Origin of the sequence: uncultured Marivita sp., from assembly GCF_947488135.1 — a bacterium.
Taxonomy (GTDB): domain Bacteria; phylum Pseudomonadota; class Alphaproteobacteria; order Rhodobacterales; family Rhodobacteraceae; genus Marivita.
This window is the reverse complement of the sequence record NZ_CANKYW010000003.1, coordinates 320,663-337,787: the sequence shown is the minus strand read 5'-3', so window position 1 is coordinate 337,787 and position 17,125 is coordinate 320,663. Positions and strand designations below refer to the sequence as shown.

General features: G+C 62.9%; 19 protein-coding genes and 2 tRNA genes. 9 read left to right on the top strand and 12 right to left on the bottom strand.

What is annotated here, in order from left to right:
* Positions 1-2: 2 nt before the first annotated feature.
* Positions 3-77: transfer RNA gene (locus Q1B16_RS12610), tRNA-Gly, on the top strand.
* A gap of 22 nt (positions 78-99) precedes the next feature.
* Positions 100-174 (top strand) — tRNA-Gly (locus tag Q1B16_RS12605).
* Positions 175-189: 15 nt separating this feature from the next.
* Here Q1B16_RS12605 and Q1B16_RS12600 read toward each other — a convergent pair.
* On the bottom strand, positions 190-600 hold the full coding sequence (locus Q1B16_RS12600; protein ID WP_299788947.1) for a hypothetical protein: 411 nt from the start codon (positions 598-600) through the stop codon (positions 190-192).
* 126 nt (positions 601-726) lie between these two features.
* Here Q1B16_RS12600 and hisB point away from each other — a divergent pair, with 126 nt between their 5' ends.
* The gene (gene hisB, locus Q1B16_RS12595; protein WP_299788944.1) at positions 727-1,314 is read left to right on the top strand and encodes an imidazoleglycerol-phosphate dehydratase HisB; all 588 of its coding nucleotides are present in this window, start codon (positions 727-729) and stop codon (positions 1,312-1,314) included.
* A complete protein-coding gene (gene hisH / locus Q1B16_RS12590; RefSeq protein WP_299788942.1) occupies positions 1,315-1,947 on the top strand; it encodes an imidazole glycerol phosphate synthase subunit HisH in 633 nt (210 codons plus the stop codon).
* Positions 1,948-2,040: 93 nt separating this feature from the next.
* Here hisH and Q1B16_RS12585 read toward each other — a convergent pair whose 3' ends face one another.
* Positions 2,041-2,424, bottom strand: coding sequence for a DUF2147 domain-containing protein (locus Q1B16_RS12585; protein ID WP_299788939.1), 384 nt, complete (start codon positions 2,422-2,424; stop codon positions 2,041-2,043).
* A gap of 137 nt (positions 2,425-2,561) precedes the next feature.
* On the opposite strand from Q1B16_RS12585, the gene hisA reads away from it, so the two are divergent.
* Positions 2,562-3,287, top strand: coding sequence for a 1-(5-phosphoribosyl)-5-[(5-phosphoribosylamino)methylideneamino]imidazole-4-carboxamide isomerase (gene hisA / locus Q1B16_RS12580; protein ID WP_299788995.1), 726 nt, complete (start codon positions 2,562-2,564; stop codon positions 3,285-3,287).
* Positions 3,288-3,346: 59 nt separating this feature from the next.
* Here the strand turns inward: hisA and Q1B16_RS12575 are convergent, their stop codons facing one another.
* Positions 3,347-3,799, bottom strand: coding sequence for a DUF302 domain-containing protein (locus tag Q1B16_RS12575; RefSeq protein ID WP_299788936.1), 453 nt, complete (start codon positions 3,797-3,799; stop codon positions 3,347-3,349).
* An 85-nt stretch (positions 3,800-3,884) separates the two neighbouring features.
* Positions 3,885-4,643: an SDR family oxidoreductase gene (locus Q1B16_RS12570; RefSeq protein WP_299788933.1), complete on the bottom strand. Its 759-nt coding sequence runs from the start codon at positions 4,641-4,643 to the stop codon at positions 3,885-3,887.
* An 87-nt stretch (positions 4,644-4,730) separates the two neighbouring features.
* Between Q1B16_RS12570 and hisF the strand changes: the two genes are divergently transcribed.
* Positions 4,731-5,492 carry an imidazole glycerol phosphate synthase subunit HisF gene (gene hisF / locus Q1B16_RS12565; RefSeq protein WP_299788930.1) on the top strand — a complete coding sequence of 254 codons (762 nt, stop codon included), beginning with the start codon at positions 4,731-4,733 and terminating at the stop codon, positions 5,490-5,492.
* Positions 5,489-5,794 carry a phosphoribosyl-ATP diphosphatase gene (locus tag Q1B16_RS12560; protein ID WP_299788927.1) on the top strand — a complete coding sequence of 102 codons (306 nt, stop codon included), beginning with the start codon at positions 5,489-5,491 and terminating at the stop codon, positions 5,792-5,794. The genes hisF and Q1B16_RS12560 overlap by 4 nt, the downstream gene beginning before the upstream one ends.
* A gap of 99 nt (positions 5,795-5,893) precedes the next feature.
* Here Q1B16_RS12560 and Q1B16_RS12555 read toward each other — a convergent pair whose 3' ends face one another.
* The 4 genes from Q1B16_RS12555 to Q1B16_RS12540 form a co-directional block, all read right to left on the bottom strand.
* On the bottom strand, positions 5,894-6,361 hold the full coding sequence (locus tag Q1B16_RS12555) for a CoA-binding protein (protein WP_299788924.1): 468 nt from the start codon (positions 6,359-6,361) through the stop codon (positions 5,894-5,896).
* Positions 6,362-6,548: 187 nt separating this feature from the next.
* Complete coding sequence (locus Q1B16_RS12550; RefSeq protein WP_299788921.1) at positions 6,549-7,607, bottom strand: DUF2235 domain-containing protein; 1,059 nt, start codon at positions 7,605-7,607, stop codon at positions 6,549-6,551.
* The gene (locus tag Q1B16_RS12545; protein WP_299788918.1) at positions 7,585-9,882 is read right to left on the bottom strand and encodes a xanthine dehydrogenase family protein molybdopterin-binding subunit; all 2,298 of its coding nucleotides are present in this window, start codon (positions 9,880-9,882) and stop codon (positions 7,585-7,587) included. The genes Q1B16_RS12550 and Q1B16_RS12545 overlap by 23 nt, the downstream gene beginning before the upstream one ends.
* A gap of 40 nt (positions 9,883-9,922) precedes the next feature.
* Positions 9,923-11,104, bottom strand: coding sequence for a type III PLP-dependent enzyme (locus Q1B16_RS12540; protein ID WP_299788915.1), 1,182 nt, complete (start codon positions 11,102-11,104; stop codon positions 9,923-9,925).
* A gap of 117 nt (positions 11,105-11,221) precedes the next feature.
* Between Q1B16_RS12540 and Q1B16_RS12535 the strand changes: the two genes are divergently transcribed.
* Positions 11,222-11,656, top strand: a complete 435-nt coding sequence (locus Q1B16_RS12535) for an Lrp/AsnC family transcriptional regulator (RefSeq protein ID WP_299788992.1) — start codon at positions 11,222-11,224, stop codon at positions 11,654-11,656.
* A 64-nt stretch (positions 11,657-11,720) separates the two neighbouring features.
* Here Q1B16_RS12535 and Q1B16_RS12530 read toward each other — a convergent pair whose 3' ends face one another.
* The 4 genes from Q1B16_RS12530 to Q1B16_RS12515 all read right to left on the bottom strand — a co-directional run bounded on the left by Q1B16_RS12530 (position 11,721) and on the right by Q1B16_RS12515 (position 16,474).
* Positions 11,721-12,320, bottom strand: coding sequence for an inner membrane-spanning protein YciB (locus tag Q1B16_RS12530; RefSeq protein WP_299788912.1), 600 nt, complete (start codon positions 12,318-12,320; stop codon positions 11,721-11,723).
* Between the two features lie 3 nt (positions 12,321-12,323).
* Positions 12,324-13,226 (bottom strand): EamA family transporter, encoded by a 903-nt coding sequence (locus Q1B16_RS12525; protein WP_299788989.1) that lies wholly within the window; start codon positions 13,224-13,226, stop codon positions 12,324-12,326.
* A gap of 97 nt (positions 13,227-13,323) precedes the next feature.
* Positions 13,324-14,724, bottom strand: coding sequence for a signal recognition particle-docking protein FtsY (gene ftsY, locus Q1B16_RS12520; protein ID WP_299788909.1), 1,401 nt, complete (start codon positions 14,722-14,724; stop codon positions 13,324-13,326).
* Between the two features lie 64 nt (positions 14,725-14,788).
* Positions 14,789-16,474, bottom strand: coding sequence for an NAD(P)H-dependent oxidoreductase subunit E (locus Q1B16_RS12515; protein ID WP_299788906.1), 1,686 nt, complete (start codon positions 16,472-16,474; stop codon positions 14,789-14,791).
* A 189-nt stretch (positions 16,475-16,663) separates the two neighbouring features.
* Between Q1B16_RS12515 and Q1B16_RS12510 the strand changes: the two genes are divergently transcribed.
* Positions 16,664-17,065, top strand: a complete 402-nt coding sequence (locus tag Q1B16_RS12510) for a hypothetical protein (RefSeq protein ID WP_299788903.1) — start codon at positions 16,664-16,666, stop codon at positions 17,063-17,065.
* The last annotated feature ends 60 nt before the right edge of the window (positions 17,066-17,125 follow it).

The window sequence follows — 17,125 nt, the reverse complement described above, 5'->3', positions numbered from 1 at the left end:
GCGCGGGCGTAGCTCAGGGGTAGAGCATAACCTTGCCAAGGTTAGGGTCGGGCGTTCGAATCGCCTCGCCCGCTCCAATCCGGTCACATCGATGGCAGCGCGGGCGTAGCTCAGGGGTAGAGCATAACCTTGCCAAGGTTAGGGTCGGGCGTTCGAATCGCCTCGCCCGCTCCATCGGTCCTCCTCCTCTCAGTCTCCTTTCCTGTCGCGGCGCAGTTGCGCCACCGGCATCAGCGCGAAGGCGATTTGCGCCAGCAGTCCCAATGCCGATCTGGGGGTGCCGTAAAGAGCCAGGTATTCGGCCAGCGTGCGCTCGAACAGTCCCACGGAAACCAACGCTTCGCCCACCAGCACGCAGGCCAGTGCGACACCGCCCATGGTCAGGCGGTCGGACCATTGCGAGGGCACTAACAGGCGGTGAACGAGTGTCGCGCAAATGATCCACGACGCGGCGAGCATCACCGGAATCTCGAGCGCGACGGCCCAGACCTCTCCGAAAAGCGGATGCAACAGAAGTGTGCGCAGGACGCCCAGACCAAAACCGAGGGCGAAGACGCTCAGCCCGTAGACCAGCCCTGCGTTAAAGGATCGTGTGATCATGTCCCTGTGTCCATTTGTGACAACGTTCCATCGCACGGACGGAGCACCTGTCAACCCGGTGATCACGGCTTGGCGCGAGCGGCGCACGTGCCTATAAGGCCGCGAGAGTGCCAAAGGAGAGGCGACATGCGCAACGCCACAGTGACCCGGAATACCGCCGAGACCAAGATTACCGTCGAAATAGGGTTGGACGGCACCGGGCAATACGACAACCAGACCGGTGTCGGGTTCTTCGATCACATGCTGGACCAGCTTGCGCGCCATTCGCTGATCGACATGAAAATCCGGTGCGAGGGTGATCTGCATATCGACGATCACCACACGGTCGAGGATGTGGGCATCACTTTGGGTCAGGCGTTGACACAGGCGATGGGCGACAAGCGCGGGATCGTGCGCTATGGCGCCTGCCTGTTGCCGATGGATGACGCCTTGGTGCGTGCGGCACTGGACCTGTCGGCCCGGCCCTTCCTTGTGTGGAACGTCGCTCTGCCGACGACCAAGATCGGCACCTTCGATACCGAGCTGGTGCGCGAGTTCTTTCAGGCATTCAGCACCCATGGCGGGATCACCCTGCATGTCGATTGCCTGCACGGGATCAACAGCCACCACATCGCCGAGGCCGCCTTCAAGGCGGTGGCGCGCGGGTTGCGCGATGCGCTGGAAGTCGATCCGCGCAAGTCGGACGCGATCCCGTCGACCAAGGGTGCCTTGTAAGTGCTGACAGCGATCATCGATTACGAAAGCGGCAACCTGCACTCTGCCGAAAAGGCGTTCCAGCGCATGGCGCTCGAGGTGGGCGCTGGATCGGTCGTGGTCACGTCGGACCCCGAGGTCATCGCCGGGGCCGATCGCATCGTGCTGCCCGGCGACGGCGCTTTCCCGGCCTGCGCCGCTGCACTTCGGGCATCGGGTGCCTTTGCCGCGATGGTGGAGGCGGTCGAGGTGAAGGCGCGGCCGTTCCTGGGCATCTGTGTCGGCATGCAGTTGATGGCGCGCGAAGGGCTGGAGTACCAACCGACCGAGGGTCTGGGCTGGATCGACGGGGTGGTGGAGCGGATCACACCCGACACGGCGCTGAAGGTGCCGCATATGGGATGGAACGATCTGGTGATCGACACGCCGCATCCGGTGCTGGACGGCGTGACAACCGGTGAACACGCCTACTTCGTGCACAGCTACCAGATGCGCGTCGACACCCCGTCACAGCGTGTCGCGCATGTGGACTATGGCGGCGACGTCACCGCGATCGTCGCGCGGGACAACAGGGTGGGCTTCCAGTTCCACCCGGAAAAAAGCGCCGCCACGGGCCTGCGCATGATCGCCAACTTCCTGCGATGGGCGCCCTGACTCCCCATCTTCTCTGTTTTCCAAATACCTTCGGGGGTCTGGGGGGTGAACCCCCCAGCGGATCGCAGAGGCAAAGCCTCTGCGATGCAAGCCTTATTTCACTCGGGTCCAAGTCTGCTTGGAGCACAGCAATCCACCGGCCACACAGCCCGACAGATCGAGCGTGTCGCCGCGATGCTGCATCTTGCCCATGTAGATCTTGTCGTTGGACGGTCTCCAGACCTTGCCCTCGTACTTTCCATCACCTTGCGGCACCATGTTGATGACCAGCGTTTTGCCGGTGTTGGGCGAATTGAACTCGCCTGACGCGTTGAAGCTGCGCGCGATGACGCCGCAGATCATGTCGCCGCAGGGCACCATGCGGATATGTGCGTAATTGCCTTCGTCCGGCTGGGTCTGCCATGTGCCCTCGACCGGGTCGGCAAAGGCGGCGCCTGCGGCCAGGGTCAATCCGGCGATCAGTGCTGTCAGTTTCATCTCGGGTCTCCTCCCTCTGAGTGGTAGCGAAATCCTGACCGCAGGTGCCGCCTCCGATCAAGATTGACGCAAGGTCGCGTTGCATGTGCCGTTCCGTCATGCCAAAGCGCGCGGGCAATCTGACCGGAGACAGCACCATGATCCTCTACCCCGCCATCGACCTCAAAGACGGACAGGCCGTGCGCCTTTTGCGGGGCGACATGGAGAAATCAACCGTGTTCAACGATGATCCGGCAGCGCAGGCAATGGAGTTCGTCGAGGCTGGGTGCGAATGGCTGCACCTCGTCGATCTGAACGGAGCCTTCGCGGGTGAACCGGTGAACGCCGCTGCGGTCGAGGCGATCCTGTCGCGCTGCAAGGTGCCCGCACAGCTGGGTGGCGGAATTCGCGACATGGCGACCATCGAACGCTGGTTGGACAAGGGTTTGCAGCGGGTGATCCTTGGGACGGTGGCTGTCGAGAACCCCGACCTCGTGCGCGAGGCAGCGAAGGCGTTTCCCGGTCATGTGGCTGTCGGGATCGACGCCCGCAACGGGCGGGTGGCGACCAAGGGCTGGGCTGAAGAGACGGACGTGATGGTGACAGACCTTGCCCGGTCGTTCGAAGATGCGGGCGTGGCAGCGATCATCTACACCGACATCAACCGCGACGGCGCGATGCAGGGCCCGAACGTGGAGGCCACCGCCGATCTGGCACGTGCCGTGTCGATCCCGGTGATCGCGTCGGGCGGGGTTTCGTCGCTGGACGACCTGATCGCGTTGCGCGATTGCGGTGCGGGCCTCAACGGCGCGATTTCGGGCCGGGCGCTGTATGATGGGGCGCTCGTTCTGAAAGAGGCTCTTGCCGCGCTGAAGGCGGCGTAGGCCTGCGCCTTCGGATGGAGCGGACCGCCCCGCAAGGGGCAGCCCGCGTCGGCACAAGTCTACTGCGACGCGGTGTCCGTGAAGTTCTTGAGCGCACCGGCCATCGTCTGAAGATAGGCCGCGTCCTCTGATACACCGCCCAGATCACCGAGCATGGCTGCCGGGTCTTCGTAGACGATTTTCGTTCCGCCCATATCGTCTTCGTAAACCAGAACCTTGAGTGGCAGATACAGCCCTGCCACCGGATCGTCCTTGATCGCGGGGGTGCCAACCTTGGGATTGCCGAAGATCAAAAGCTGAGACGCGCCGATGTCTTCACCGATGGACTCGGCTCCTGCCCCGTGATCGACTCGCGCGAAGATGGTGATCCCGGCGGCTTCCATCGCGGTGACCATGGCATCGACGGTTTCGGTCACACCCTGCGGGCTCTCCTTGAGCATCAGGCCGTTTTCGCCAGCACTTGCCGTCGTGGCGGCCAATGCAAGACCGGCAGCAAAGATCATATGTTTCATAGATAACCCCTCGTTGTGATGCGCGAACCCTCCGCCAGAGCGGGCTCAATTGATATGCACGATGACGTGAGCGGCAGAGGGGCGCTCAGATCGAGCCGGCCTCGACCATGTAGTTATTGGCCGTACACATCGCCGCGTCGTCAGAGGCCAGGAACAGCACCATCCGGGCAAGGTAGACAGGGTCGATCAGGTCAGGCAGGCACTGCCGATCGCGATGCTTTTCGAGCGCCTCGGGGTTGGCCCAGAGCTCTTTCTGCCGCTCGGTCATGACCCAGCCGGGGACAACCGTGTTGACGCGAATGCGGTGTCCCCCAAGATCTCGCGCCATGGTGCGCGTCAAGCCATGCACTGCCGCCTTGGCCGTGGTGTAGGCCGGCATGTTGCCGCCCGCTTCCCACCAGCTGTTGGAGCCCATGTTGATGATCGACCCGCCGCCCGCGTCGATCATGTCGGGCGCGACGGCCTGGATCGCGAAGAACATATGGCGCAGGTTGGTGGCCTGACGTTCGTCCCAGTATTCCGGCGTCACCTCGCGCCAGTCGTGACGGTCGTCACGGGCGGCGTTGTTGACGAGGATCGCGGCGGGGCCAAGCGCCGCCTTCAGCTTGGCAAAGGCCTCCTGCAAGGCCGCGATATCGCGCAGATCGGCCTGTTCCCAGGCGACCCTTCCCTCGGTCGCGTCTGTCAGAGCCTGTGCGCCCTCGGCGTCCAGATCGACGAACCCCACCCTGGCGCCCTGTGCCGCGAAGGCCTTGACGATTTCGGCGCCGATGCCGGACGCACCCCCGGTGATGAAGACCGTTTTGCCGGATAGGCTGGGATAGCGTGCGAAACTGTCTGACATGGGACCCTCCTCTTTCGTGGACCCGACAGGCATAATGCGCATCACGCAGGCTTCACAAGCGGTGTTCTTCGGGGTACGCCGCTGTTCATGTTGAAGATCCGCATCATTCCTTGTCTCGATGTCGCCGATGGCCGCGTGGTCAAAGGCGTCAATTTCGTCGATCTGCGCGATGCCGGTGATCCGGTGGACGCCGCCCGCGCCTATGACGCAGCGGGGGCAGACGAGATCTGTTTTCTCGACATTCACGCGACGCATGAGAACCGCGGCACGATGTTCGACGTGGTCACACGCACGGCCGAGCAGTGCTTCATTCCGCTGACCGTCGGCGGCGGCGTGCGCACCGTTGCGGATGTGCGGGCACTGCTGCTGGCCGGAGCGGACAAGGTGTCGTTCAATTCGGCGGCGGTCGCCAACCCGGACGTGGTGGCCGAAGCGGCGGACCAGTTCGGCAGCCAGTGCATCGTGGTCGCCATCGACGCCAAAACGGTGGAGCCGGGCCGGTGGGAGATTTTCACCCATGGCGGGCGCAAGCCGACCGGCATCGACGCGGTAGAGTTCGCCCGAACCGTCGTCGCCAAGGGCGCCGGGGAGATCCTGCTGACGTCGATGGACCGGGACGGCACCAAGGCCGGGTTCAACCTGCCGCTCACCCGCGCGATATCGAACGCGGTGAATGTGCCGGTCATCGCCTCGGGCGGGGTCGGCACTTTGGACCACCTTGTCGAAGGCGTCACCGAAGGCGGCGCCAGTGCGGTGCTGGCCGCGTCGATCTTTCATTTCGGCGAATACACAATTGGCGAGGCCAAGGCGCATATGGCACAGGCCGGTATCCCGGTGAGGCTGACATGACGCTGGAAGAGCTCGAACAGATCATCGCCACGCGCGCAGGCGCGTCCGCCGACGAAAGCTGGACTGCCAAGCTGCTGGCCAAAGGCCCCGAAAAATGCGCCGAAAAATTCGGGGAAGAGGCCATCGAGGCGGTGATCGAAGCGGTCAAGGGCGACCGTGACTGCCTGGCCTCTGAAGCCGCCGACGTGCTCTTTCACCTGCTCGTGATGCTCAGATCGCGCGATGTCACGCTGGCAGACGTGATGGCCGAACTGGACCGCCGCCAAGGGCAATCCGGGTTGCAGGAAAAAGCCAATCGCTAACGGCTTCTTTGGGCCTCAAACACCTCGGAGTCTGGGGCAGAGCCCCAGTGTTTCCGTCAACGGAAACACGCGATGCGTCGACGCATCGCCGGCCCGGCGTCAGAGCTTGGACGAGATGATCCCGGTGTTGAACCCACCCATGCGCAACTCGCCGAACAGACGCTGGTATTCGATCTTGGGGCAGCGATTCATCACCACGTCCACACCCCGCGCCTCGGCCCTGGCGGCCGCTTCCGGATGTTCGACGCCGATCTGCATCCAGATGGTCTGCAACTCCGGGAAATGCTCAAGTGCTTCATCGACGATGGGCGGCACGGCGTCGGACCTGCGGAAGATGTCCACCATGTCCACTCCGCCCTCGATGTTCGAGAGCGACGCCTTGACCTCGGCCCCGAACAGCGTCTTGCCAGCGTGGCCTGGATTGACCGGGATCACCGTAAACCCTTTCAGCGACAGATAGCGCGCCACGTAATACGACGGGCGCACAGGGTTCATCGACACGCCGACAACGGCCACGGTCTTGGTCCGTTTCAGGATGGTGCACAGGAAATCATCGGAATAGCTCATACGCCAGTCCTAGCCCGTCCATAGAAAAAGAAAAAGCGCCCAAGGATACCTTGGGCGCCAGTGTTGGAACGAGGGACAGTGAAGGTGCTGCAGGTGTTCCATTCCTGCGCTCCTGAGAAAGAGATAGGGGCGAATTCCGGCAATTAAAGGGAGTTTCCCGCCATCCCGGTCACAGATTCGTCAGCATTCACGGGACAAGAGGCTCCGATACTGCCTGCGGTTGTGTGACATGCAACGTTTCGTGGATTTTCTCGGACGGATCATTTCCGACCTGCCGATGTCGGCGATAGAGAAAAAGTTTCCCCCACCCTTTCCAATTGCCGGAGGACGGAGCGTGTGGATCCTGCGGAAAACGGGTTCGCCAGCCGTCTGGCAGCGGTAGGCCCACGCCTTCGGCGCGTTCCAGCATCCAGACCAACGGGATATTCGCCAAGGGCCGCGCCTCCTCGTGGCCGCGCAACTGACCGCCGATGTCGCCGTGAACGCCCCGGAACCACATCTGCTCAACATGGCCGGACCATCCGGGCGGACAGGACCAGAGGACCGGTTCGTAGGCCATCCGGCGCTCGTGATAGGCCAGCGCGTGAAATCCGTGCTGGATCGACGGGCCGAGCTGATCGTTGTGGAAGTCGTGTTTGTCATTGGTGAAGCGCCAAATGATCGGCAGACGTAACCCAAGCGCCTTGACCGTGTCCCAGACGCCGACGAGATCGATTTTCGGCGCGTCATGGCAATAGAGCGCCGCGAAACGGCGGGCGGTGCCATTGGCCTTGGCATAGCGATAGAGCCGATAGGCCTGCCGGATGTTGCGTTCGGTCGCGTGTTCCGCGCGCAGCAACCCGATCTCGTCAATCACCCCCGCCAGCGACCGCACGGCATAGGCGCCGCGGGAATAGCCAAAGAGAAAAATCCGATCGCCCGGTTTGTACCGCGAGGCCAGGAACCCGTAGGCCCGGCAGATTTGCCGATTGATGCCGCGCCCGACCATGATGTCCGAGGCGCTGCGCCAATCGCTCCATTGCAGGCCGGATTCGTAATAGAGCGACAGGTCGCCCCCGACGCTCTGCAACAGCCGGTAGAGTTGCCCGGCATTGGTCTCGTGCCCGGGTTCAAGCGAAGACAGCGTGCCGTCCAGAATGATGACGTGGTCCCGGCGACCACGCCGCACGGAGACCTGCGACTGGCCCCTCGCGAATTTTGCGCGGAACCAGCCGAGGATCGTGTCACTCAGCCGCGACGCGCGCATCCTGCAACATGCCCCAGACCCGTTGAGGCGTGAACGGCATGTCCGCCTGGCGCACACCCCGCGACCACATCGCGTCCTGCACGGCATTCGCCACGGCGGCCAACGCCCCCACCGTGCCGGCCTCGCCACACCCTTTCATTCCCATCGGGTTCGTGGTGGAGGGTGTGGCCTCGGTGGTAAAACCAATCATGGGAACATCATCGGCACGCGGCATCGCGTAGTCCATGAACGTTGCCGTGAGGAGTTGCCCATCCTCGTCATAGACCACCCGCTCGGTCAGCGCCTGACCCAGGCCCTGCGCCACTCCGCCATGTACCTGACCTTCGGCCAGCATCGGATTGATGAGGTTGCCGAAATCATCGACCACCGTATAGCGCTCCACGGTCACATGGCCCGTGTCCGGGTCGACCTCCACCTCGGCCACATGCGCCCCGTTGGGAAAGCTGCGCGCGTCGAGCGTGGCTGTCGCATCGAAGGTCAGCAGATCGTCCCGGCCCGCCGCCCGCGCCATGTCGGCGACTTCGAGCATGGTGGGTGTGACGTTCGAGGTGCCGACGCGGAACTGCTCGTCATCAAAGCTGATGTCGTTTTCGTCCACGCCCTGCTGTTCGGCCAGAAAGGCCGTGAAGGCGGTGATGATCTTGTCCACGGCTGCCAGCGTTGCGGTGTTCTGGATCGTGACGGACCGCGATCCGCCGGTGCCTCCGCCCCGCGCGATGAGATCGCTGTCGCCCTGCACAAAGCGAATCCTGTCTGCCGGAATACCGGTTTGGTCCGACAGGAACTGGGTGAACACGGTCTCGTGCCCCTGCCCGTTCGACTGTGTGCCTACGTAGATCGACGCACCGCCATCGTCGTCAAACGTCACCTTCACGTCCTCGACCGGTGCGCCAAGGATACTTTCGATGTAATAACAAAGCCCGATGCCACGCAGTTTGCCCTTGGCCTCGGACGCGACGCGGCGGGCGTCGAAGCCATCGCGATCGGCGAACTGCGCCGCTCGGGTCAGCACGCGGTCGAAATCACCGACGTCGTAGGTCTCTCCGGTCGTCGTCTTGTACGGAAACTGGTGCGGTTTGATGAAGTTGATCCGCCGCAGCTCCCACGGATCGACACCCAGTTCTCTGGCCGCGCGGTCCATCACGCGTTCCAGAAGATAGATCGCCTCGGGCCGCCCTGCCCCGCGATAGGCATCGACGGGGGTGGTGTTGGTATAGACCCCTTCGACATGCAGCCAGGACGTCTGAACGTCGTAGACCCCCATCAGCACCTTTGCGAAAAGGCTGGTCTGGATCGCCTGGGCAAAGTGCGAATTATAGGCGCCCATATTGGCAACCGTCTTCACCCGGTAGGCCGTCACGCGGTTGTTTTCGTCGAAAGCCAGTTCGGCAGTGTGGCGCAGATCGCGTCCCGCATTGTCCGACAGCATCGCCTCGGTGCGGTCCGACATCCAGCGCACCGGTTTGCCCAGTATCCGGCACGCGATTGCGGTCAGGAAGTTCTCCGGGTGCGGCATGGCCTTCATCCCAAACCCGCCGCCAACATCCGGGTTGGTCACGCGGATGTCGTCCTCGTCCATGTTCAGGACGCGGGCCATTTGTTTCTTGTGCTCCCAGACGCCTTGCGCGTTGACCGAGAAATGCAGCCGGTCGCCTTCAGGTTCGGCGTAGCACCCGCGCGGCTCCATCGCGTTGACGATGATACGGTTGTCCTCGACATCGAGCGTCACCGTGCGATGCGCCGCTTTGAACGCCGCCTCGGCGGCCGCTTCGTCGCCCATACCCCAGTCGAAGGCGCGGTTTTCAGGCGCTTCCGAGTGGATCTGCGCGCCTCCGGTGGTGAGGCCCAGATGAACTGGCTTGTCGGTATAGTCGAAGACGATCAGTTCGGCCGCGTCACGTGCCGCATCGACGCTGTCGGCGACGATGAAGGCCACCGGCTCGCCGACATGACGCACGGTGTCCGACGCCAGAATGGGTCGGAAGGGCGACGCGCCTTTCGTGCCGTCACGGTTGGGCACGATCGTGCCCCAAAGACCTTGCGTATAGCCCGCGTCTTTTAAATCCGCGGCGGTCAGGACAAGATGCACACCGGTCGCCGTCCGGGCCTCTGACACGTCCAGCGTGTCGATCTTGGCATAAGCCACGGAGGACCGGAAGACGTAGCCCCGCAGCGCGTCGGGGGGTGCAATGTCATCGACATACCGCCCGGTGCCTTTGAGAAAACGCACGTCCTCTACGCGTTTCACCGGTTGCGACTTGCCGAATTTTTCCATGCTGCCCTCGCATCAGACACTTCATCTTGCCTGCGGGACACTAGCCTCCATGCGGGTGCTGTCCAGCCCGATCGCGGAAAGACTGCAAGGTCGCAAAGTCCCGCGTGCCGTAGCCGTTGAAGCCGGTCACGAGCGCAAGGCTGTAGGCCCCGGCACCGGTGAGCAGGATGTAGTCACCCTCATTGGTGTCCTCCGGCAAATCCCAAACGCCCGGCACCCGGTCGAGACTGTCGCAGGTGGGGCCGAAAATAGTGAAGGCCACATCCGACCCGGTGACCGGCTGACCGGTCGGTGTCAGTGCGACCTGACGCTCCGGCACCGGCATGTCGCGCCATTCGCCCAAGGCACCGTAGAGCCCATCGTTGAGATAGAGCGTCTGACCGCTCCGCGCCTTGACCCGCAAGAGCAACCAGACCGAGTCAGCCACCATCGCGCGCCCCGGTTCGCACCAGATGTGGGGCGGATCAGCCGGGAAATGTGTGGCAACCGCCCTTTCGATGGCCGCGAAGATCACGTGCAACTGGCTGGGAACAAGATCGCCCGATGCCGGAAACCCGCCGCCGACATTCAGCGAGGCAAGGCGCACCCCTGCGGCTTGCGCGATCCCGGCGCAGGCGGCGATGTAGTCGGCCCAGCTCGACGGATCGGTGCATTGGGTGCCCGGATGAAAGGTCATCGCGGGCGTAAGGCCACGCTTGGCGACGGTTCGAAGAAGCTCTGTCGCCTCATTCGGGCTTGCGCCGAATTTCGAGCCGAAATCATAGGCCCCGCCACCGCGCTTCAACGACAGGCGCACGGCGATCTCGGTCCCGGCGGGCACTGGGCCCAGCTTGTTGAGCTCCGAAAGTCGGTCAACGGACCAAGAGGCAATGCCAAGGGACTTGGCCTCGGCGATTTCGGACAAGGACCGGATCGGGTTGTGATAATGCAGCCGCGCCGCAGGATCGGCCAGCCGCGCTGCCCGCATTTCGGCCACCGATGCGACATCGAAGGTCGTCACCCCGACAGAGGCCAGCTCTTTCAGAATCTCTGGTGCCGGATTGGCCTTGACCGCATAGCTGACATGGCCGGGAAAGCCGCGCCGAAAGGTCTGCGCTGTCCGCGCTAGTGTATCCGGCCTGAAAAGCGCCAGAGGATCATCAGGGCGGATGTTTCGGATCACATCGGCGGCCCGCGCCTGATCGAACCGGGCATGTTTGATATCGTCTTCGCCTGCGCTCATCTTGGCCTCGTTCATTGAGCCGTGTTGTTTTACAAAAGTGTGCAGGCATTCCCTGTCAGATCGCATCGGCACTTCTTGCAAAACAGACTCATTTTCTGCCAAACTGACGACATGACCATACAAATCGACGATACCGACGCGGAATTGATCGCCCTTCTCAAGCGAAACGCCCGTGCGCCGGTGGCGGAATTGGCCCGGAAACTGGGGCTGGCGCGCACGACAGTGCAAACGCGGATCGACCGGTTGCTGGAACGCGGGGCGATTGCAGGCTTCACCTTACGGACAGGGGACGCGTTGGCCGCGCCCATTCGGGCGACGGTACTGGTGTCGATTGCGCCGCGCACCGGCCCCGCGGTCCTGTCGCGGTTGCGGGCCTTGCCCAGCGTGGATGCCGTGTTCACGGTGTCGGGGCGCGTCGATCTGGTGGTGGAGATCAGCGCGAAAACGACGCAGGATCTCGACCGCGCGCTTGACGATATCGCCGAGGCGAAAGGCGTGCAAAGCTCCGAGAGTTTTATCCACCTGTCGACAAAGATGGATCGTCGGGGTTAGGCGGACGCCGCGTGAACGCGGCGTTTACGCAGACTTGAGGCTGCGTTGTCCGGTCGGTGGGGACTTAATCTTCCTCGGCCGTGCTGTATTTCTGGATCACGCCTGCTTGGGCGATGAAAAAAACGAAGGTCGCCCCGGTCAGCACGAAGGTTTCGAAATAGACCCAGAATTCAGTGCTTTGGGTGCGCCAGACGATTTCGTTCGACGCCGCCAGCAGGAAGAAAAACGCGGTCATGCGTTTGGTTAGGATCATCCATCCCTCCTGCTCCATCGGGAGCAGTTCGCCCATGACCACCCGAAGATAGCTTTGCCCCCGCAGCAGACCAACGGCGAGGATGCCGCCCAAGAGGAGGTACACCATCGTTGGCTTCATCTTGATGAAACGGTCGTCGTTGAGCCAGACCGTCAGCCCACCGAAGACCACGACCAAGACGGCGGTGACGATCTGCATCCGGCTGATATGCCCGGTGAGCCACCAGAGCACACCCATCGACGCCAGAATGACCGGAATGAACAGCGCGGTGACGACGATGAAGCCGTCGTAATCGGTCCCGGCGAAGGTAAACACTTCTTCCTTGAGCCAGAGATAGGCGACGAAAAACCCGATCACCGGGCCCAGCTCCAATGTCGATTTCACCCATTGGGGGATATTTCGTTGTGCCACTGCTCAGCCTCCGAATTCCACGATGACAGCCCCTAGCGCGATCAGGGCCATGAGCGCAATCCTGCGCGGCCCCACGGTCTCTTTCAAGAACACCCACCCGATGATCGCGGCAAAGACGGTCGATGTTTCGCGCAGCACCGCCGCTTCGCCCACCTGGTCAAGGCGCGTTGCGACCATAATGGAGCCGAAACTCAGAAAAGCCACCAGCCCGCCGATCACACCTCTGACAGCCAGCGGTCCGAGCGCCGGTTTGTGCGCCATGGACCGATAGCGCAACGTGGCGATGATCGGCATGGAGATGCCGTCGATCATGAAAAACCACGCAAGGAACGTGAACGGGTCCGCCGTGGCGCGGATGCCGAAGGCGTCGTAGGTGGTATAGAGCGCCACGAAAAGACCCGTCGCGATCGCAAGCGCCAGGGCAGTCGGCAAGGTGTCGCGCTCGGCCTCTAAGAAGATCAGGTTGTAGACCGCGAGACCGAAGATCCCGGCAAGCAGCACCGCGAGCCCCAGCCATTGCATCGGCAAGAAGACTTCGCCGAAAATCAGGTAGGCGCCAATCACCGCAAAAAGCGGTCCGGTGCCGCGCACCACGGGGTAGACGACGGTGAAGGCCCCTTTTGTGTAGGCCTGCGCCTGAAGCAGTTTGTAACCGAGGTGAATAATGAACGCGCCCGCGAAGATGGGCCACATATGCGGTTCTGGCCAGGGCACGACGAAAAGCGCGAAGGGCGCGGCCATCAGCCCGTAGCTGGCGTCGATCGCCCCGCGTGACATCCACGGATCATGACGCCCCTTTTGAAGCGCACCGAACGCCGCGTGCAACACGGCCGCCAGCAACGCCAGCCAAAGGGCGAGTTGCGCTCCGGCCTCCGTGCCTTCGATGGAAATCAGCCAGTCGCTGATCATGGGCGGTGGACGGATTTTGCAAAATCCGTGTCAGGGGCGCTGCCCCTCGGCGCTGCGCGCCTCACCCCGAGGTACTTGGGGCCCAAAGAAACCCTCATTCCGTCTCGAGGCCGATCAAAGCAGCGGCGAATTCCTCTGGGTCGAAGGGTTGCAGGTCGTCGATCTGTTCGCCCACGCCGATGGCGTGGATGGGCAGGCCGAACTTGTCAGCCAGTGCGACCAGCACGCCCCCTTTGGCTGTGCCGTCGAGTTTCGTCATCACGAGACCAGAGACATCGGCCAGCTTCTGGAAGGTCTCGACCTGGGAGAGCGCGTTCTGTCCGGTTGTTGCATCAAGAACCAGAAGCGTGTTGTGCGGCGCGTCCGGGTCTTTCTTGCGGATCACGCGGACGATCTTGGCAAGTTCCTCCATCAGGTCCTGACGGTTTTGCAGGCGGCCTGCGGTGTCGATCATCAGCAGATCCGCGCCATCGGCCTGCGCCTTGGTCATGGCGTCGAATGCGAGGCTGGCGGGGTCGGAGCCTTCTGGCGCCGTGAGTACGGGGACGCCTGCGCGGTCCCCCCAGACCTGGAGCTGTTCGACGGCAGCGGCGCGGAAGGTGTCGCCCGCGGCGATCACGACTTTCTTGCCCGCCGCGCGAAACTGGCTGGCGAGCTTGCCGATGGTCGTGGTCTTGCCCGAGCCATTGACACCGACCACCAGCACCACTTGCGGTTTGGTGGGGTAGAGCGGCATCGGTTTGGCAACCGGATCCATGATGCGGGCGACTTCGCCTGCGAGCAATTCTTTGATCTCGCGCACGCTCAGCTTCTTTCCGTATCGGCCTTCGGCGATATTGGCGGTCACGCGCAGCGAGGTATCGACGCCCATATCAGCCTGGATCAGCAGCTCCTCGAGCTGTTCGAGCATGTCGTCATCCAGTTCGCGCCGGATCTCGGTCGGCGCGGCCTTGCGGCCCAGAAGACGGTCCAGGAACCCCGGTTTGGCCGCCTCGGCTGTCGGGGCGACATCGGCGATCCCCACCGATTGCACCGGGATCTCGGTCGGCGTGGCGGGTTGTATTTCGGATGGTGGTGTCGGGATCGGATCGCTGGGTTGCGGCACGCCCTGCGGAGGCGCGGGCGGGCTGACCGGTGTCGGTTCGGGCGCGGGCATGTCCGGGCCGGGGGGGGCGGGTCTATCCTGTCCCGGCAGGTCGGGCTGAGGCACCTCTTGCGGGGCCTCCGGTTCGGGCAAATCCGGTTGCGGCACTTCCTGTGGTGCATCGGGTTCCGGCAGGTCCGGCTCGGGCACCTCTTCCGGTGTCTCGGGCGCTGGGACATCCGGGGGCGGTGTCTGCGGCTCCGGCTCGGAGGGTGGCGGCGGATCGTTCGGCGGCGGTGCCTCGGGTGTCGGGGTTTCCTCACCACCATCAGCGACGATGGCATCCAAGCCCTCGTCCAGCTTGGAGGAGGATTTGAAGAGCTTCGATTTCAGCTTGCCGAAAAAGGACATGGCGGGCCGTCCGTTACTGGGTCATTGCCCTTCACCTAGTGCTTTCACCGCCAAGATGGAAGGCTCAGACCTCGTCCGGGAAATGCTTGATCGTCAGGCGGATCGGGTTCGGCGCCGCCTGCCCCAGCCCACAGATCGACGCATCGGCCATCGCCTGACACAGTTCTTCGAGAAGCGGCTGGTTCCAATGCTCGGCCTGCATGAGCTTGACCGCCTTTTCGCAACCGACCCGGCAGGGCGTGCATTGACCACAGCTTTCATCCTCGAAGAAGCGCAGCATGTTGAGCGCGGCGTCGCGAACACGGTCCTTGTCAGACAGAACCACGACGGCGGCGGAACCGATGAAGCTTCCGTGGGGTTGCAGCGTGTCGAAATCCAGAGGCAGGTCGTTCATCGACGCAGGCAGGATGCCCGAGGACGGGCCACCGGGTTGGTAAGCCTTGAAGCTGTGACCTTCGGCCATGCCGCCAGCCGCCGCGATGATGTCGGTGATCGTGCTGCCAGCGGGGAGGAGATAGACCCCCGGTTTCGCCACACGGCCGGACACGGAATAGGAGCGCAGGCCGGTGCGACCGTTTTGTTCGGTGGTGTTCAGACACTCTGGCCCCTCACGGCAGACGCGGGCGATCCAGTAGAGCGTTTCGATATTGTGAACGAGGGTCGGACGGTCGAAAATCCCGACCTGCGCCACATAAGGCGGGCGATGGCGCGGGATGCCGCGCTTGCCCTCGATGCTTTCGATCATCGCGGATTCTTCGCCACAGATATAGGCCCCGGCGCCGCGCCGCAGATCGATATAGCCGAGGGCTATCATGCCGGCCGCCTCCAGAGCGGCGATCTCGCGGCGCAGGATTTCGAGCACGGCCGGGTATTCATCCCGCATGTAGATGAAACAGGTCTCGGCCTCGACCGCCCAGGCGGCGATCAGCATCCCTTCGAGGAAGAGATGCGGCACCCGTTCGAGGTAGAAGCGGTCCTTGAACGTGCCCGGCTCGCCCTCATCGCCGTTCACAGCGAGGTAACGCGGTCCGGGATTGGCACGCACGAAGCCCCATTTCTTGCCGGACGGAAAGCCCGCTCCACCCAGACCGCGCAGACCGGAGGACAGCACCGTGTCCTGAACCTCTTGCCAATCCCCATTGACGCGCAGGTCGATGAGCGCGGAGTAGCCGCCGGTTTTGAGATAGGCGTTGAGATCCTGATAGTCGGGGATATGCGCGTGGGTGTCGCCTGCCGCGATGGCCGCTTGTACCTTTTCGGGGGTCGCGTGATCAATATGGTTGTGGCCCAGTTCCAGCACCGGGGCGGTGTCGCAACGGCCCATGCAGGGCGCGCGGACGACGCGCACCTCGGACGGATCGAGCCCCTCTTCCAAGGCCTCTTGCAGGGCCTGAGCGCCAGCCAGTTCGCAGGAGAGCGAGTCGCACACACGGATGGTCAGCGCGGGCGGCGGTGTTTCCCCCTCTTTGACCACGTCGAAATGCGCGTAGAAGGTGGCCACCTCGTAAACCTCGGCCATGCTGAGGCGCATTTCTTCGGCCAAAGCCCGAAGATGGGCCGCGCTCAGATACCCGTACTCATCCTGGATCAGATGCAGGAATTCGATCAGCAGGTCACGGCGACGCGGGCGGGTGCCAAGAAGCGCTTGAACCTCGGCCAGTGCATCGTCCGAATATTGACGGCCCTTGGGCGTCACACGGCCCTTGCCGCGTCCGGATTTCCACACCCCCTTGCGTTCGTCCAATGCCATCGGGATCGTCCTTTGCTTCCGTCTGGTGGCAGAGTGGCACAGAGGCGACCCGCCGACGAGCCTGAAAGCGACGCTCGACAGGACCCCTGCGCCGGAGCCGCGAGGCGGATCGGGAACGTCTGCGTTTTTTCGGAAAACTTACGCCGATGTCATTTGTGTGCGAGCCGTCTCTTGGCTAGGCTCGACACCATGAAACAGTTTCTGACTTCCGCGGCTTGTGCCGCCCTGCTCGCAGCACCCGTCTGGGCCGCCGAGCCTTTGAGCGGCGCGCAATTCGAAGCCTATGTGACTGGCAAGACGCTTTATTTCGGCCAGAACGGTGAAGCCTACGGGGTCGAGGAATATCTCGAGAATCGACGGGTGCGTTGGTCGTTTCTGGATGGGAAGTGCAAGGACGGGGTCTGGTACGAAGATCAGGGCATGATCTGCTTTGTCTACGAGGACAACCCGACGCCGCAATGCTGGTCGTTCTTCAAAGAGGCCAACGGGCTTCGCGCGATTTTCGAGAACGATCCGAATGCAACGACGCTCTATGAGGCGCAGCAGAACGACGAGCCGATGATGTGTCTTGGACCTGATGTTGGGGTCTGAGGCCGTCACGTTAGGGCCTCTTCTCTGATTAACAAATTCTTCATTCCGCTCTCAGAAACT

What these genes read in the sequence shown, in the direction of transcription:
- Q1B16_RS12555 (WP_299788924.1), bottom strand. Translation starts at nt 6,361, where the DNA reads ATGAGCTATTCCGATGATTTCCTGTGCACCATCCTGAAACGGACCAAG.
- Q1B16_RS12515 (WP_299788906.1), bottom strand. Translation starts at nt 16,474, where the DNA reads ATGGCATTGGACGAACGCAAGGGGGTGTGGAAATCCGGACGCGGCAAG.
- Q1B16_RS12545 (WP_299788918.1), bottom strand. Translation starts at nt 9,882, where the DNA reads ATGGAAAAATTCGGCAAGTCGCAACCGGTGAAACGCGTAGAGGACGTG.
- Q1B16_RS12575 (WP_299788936.1), bottom strand. Translation starts at nt 3,799, where the DNA reads ATGAAACATATGATCTTTGCTGCCGGTCTTGCATTGGCCGCCACGACG.
- Q1B16_RS12600 (WP_299788947.1), bottom strand. Translation starts at nt 600, where the DNA reads ATGATCACACGATCCTTTAACGCAGGGCTGGTCTACGGGCTGAGCGTC.
- hisB (WP_299788944.1), top strand. Translation starts at nt 727, where the DNA reads ATGCGCAACGCCACAGTGACCCGGAATACCGCCGAGACCAAGATTACC.
- Q1B16_RS12540 (WP_299788915.1), bottom strand. Translation starts at nt 11,104, where the DNA reads ATGAGCGCAGGCGAAGACGATATCAAACATGCCCGGTTCGATCAGGCG.
- Q1B16_RS12510 (WP_299788903.1), top strand. Translation starts at nt 16,664, where the DNA reads ATGAAACAGTTTCTGACTTCCGCGGCTTGTGCCGCCCTGCTCGCAGCA.
- Q1B16_RS12550 (WP_299788921.1), bottom strand. Translation starts at nt 7,607, where the DNA reads ATGCGCGCGTCGCGGCTGAGTGACACGATCCTCGGCTGGTTCCGCGCA.
- Q1B16_RS12570 (WP_299788933.1), bottom strand. Translation starts at nt 4,643, where the DNA reads ATGTCAGACAGTTTCGCACGCTATCCCAGCCTATCCGGCAAAACGGTC.
- Q1B16_RS12560 (WP_299788927.1), top strand. Translation starts at nt 5,489, where the DNA reads ATGACGCTGGAAGAGCTCGAACAGATCATCGCCACGCGCGCAGGCGCG.
- ftsY (WP_299788909.1), bottom strand. Translation starts at nt 14,724, where the DNA reads ATGTCCTTTTTCGGCAAGCTGAAATCGAAGCTCTTCAAATCCTCCTCC.
- Q1B16_RS12585 (WP_299788939.1), bottom strand. Translation starts at nt 2,424, where the DNA reads ATGAAACTGACAGCACTGATCGCCGGATTGACCCTGGCCGCAGGCGCC.
- hisF (WP_299788930.1), top strand. Translation starts at nt 4,731, where the DNA reads ATGTTGAAGATCCGCATCATTCCTTGTCTCGATGTCGCCGATGGCCGC.
- hisA (WP_299788995.1), top strand. Translation starts at nt 2,562, where the DNA reads ATGATCCTCTACCCCGCCATCGACCTCAAAGACGGACAGGCCGTGCGC.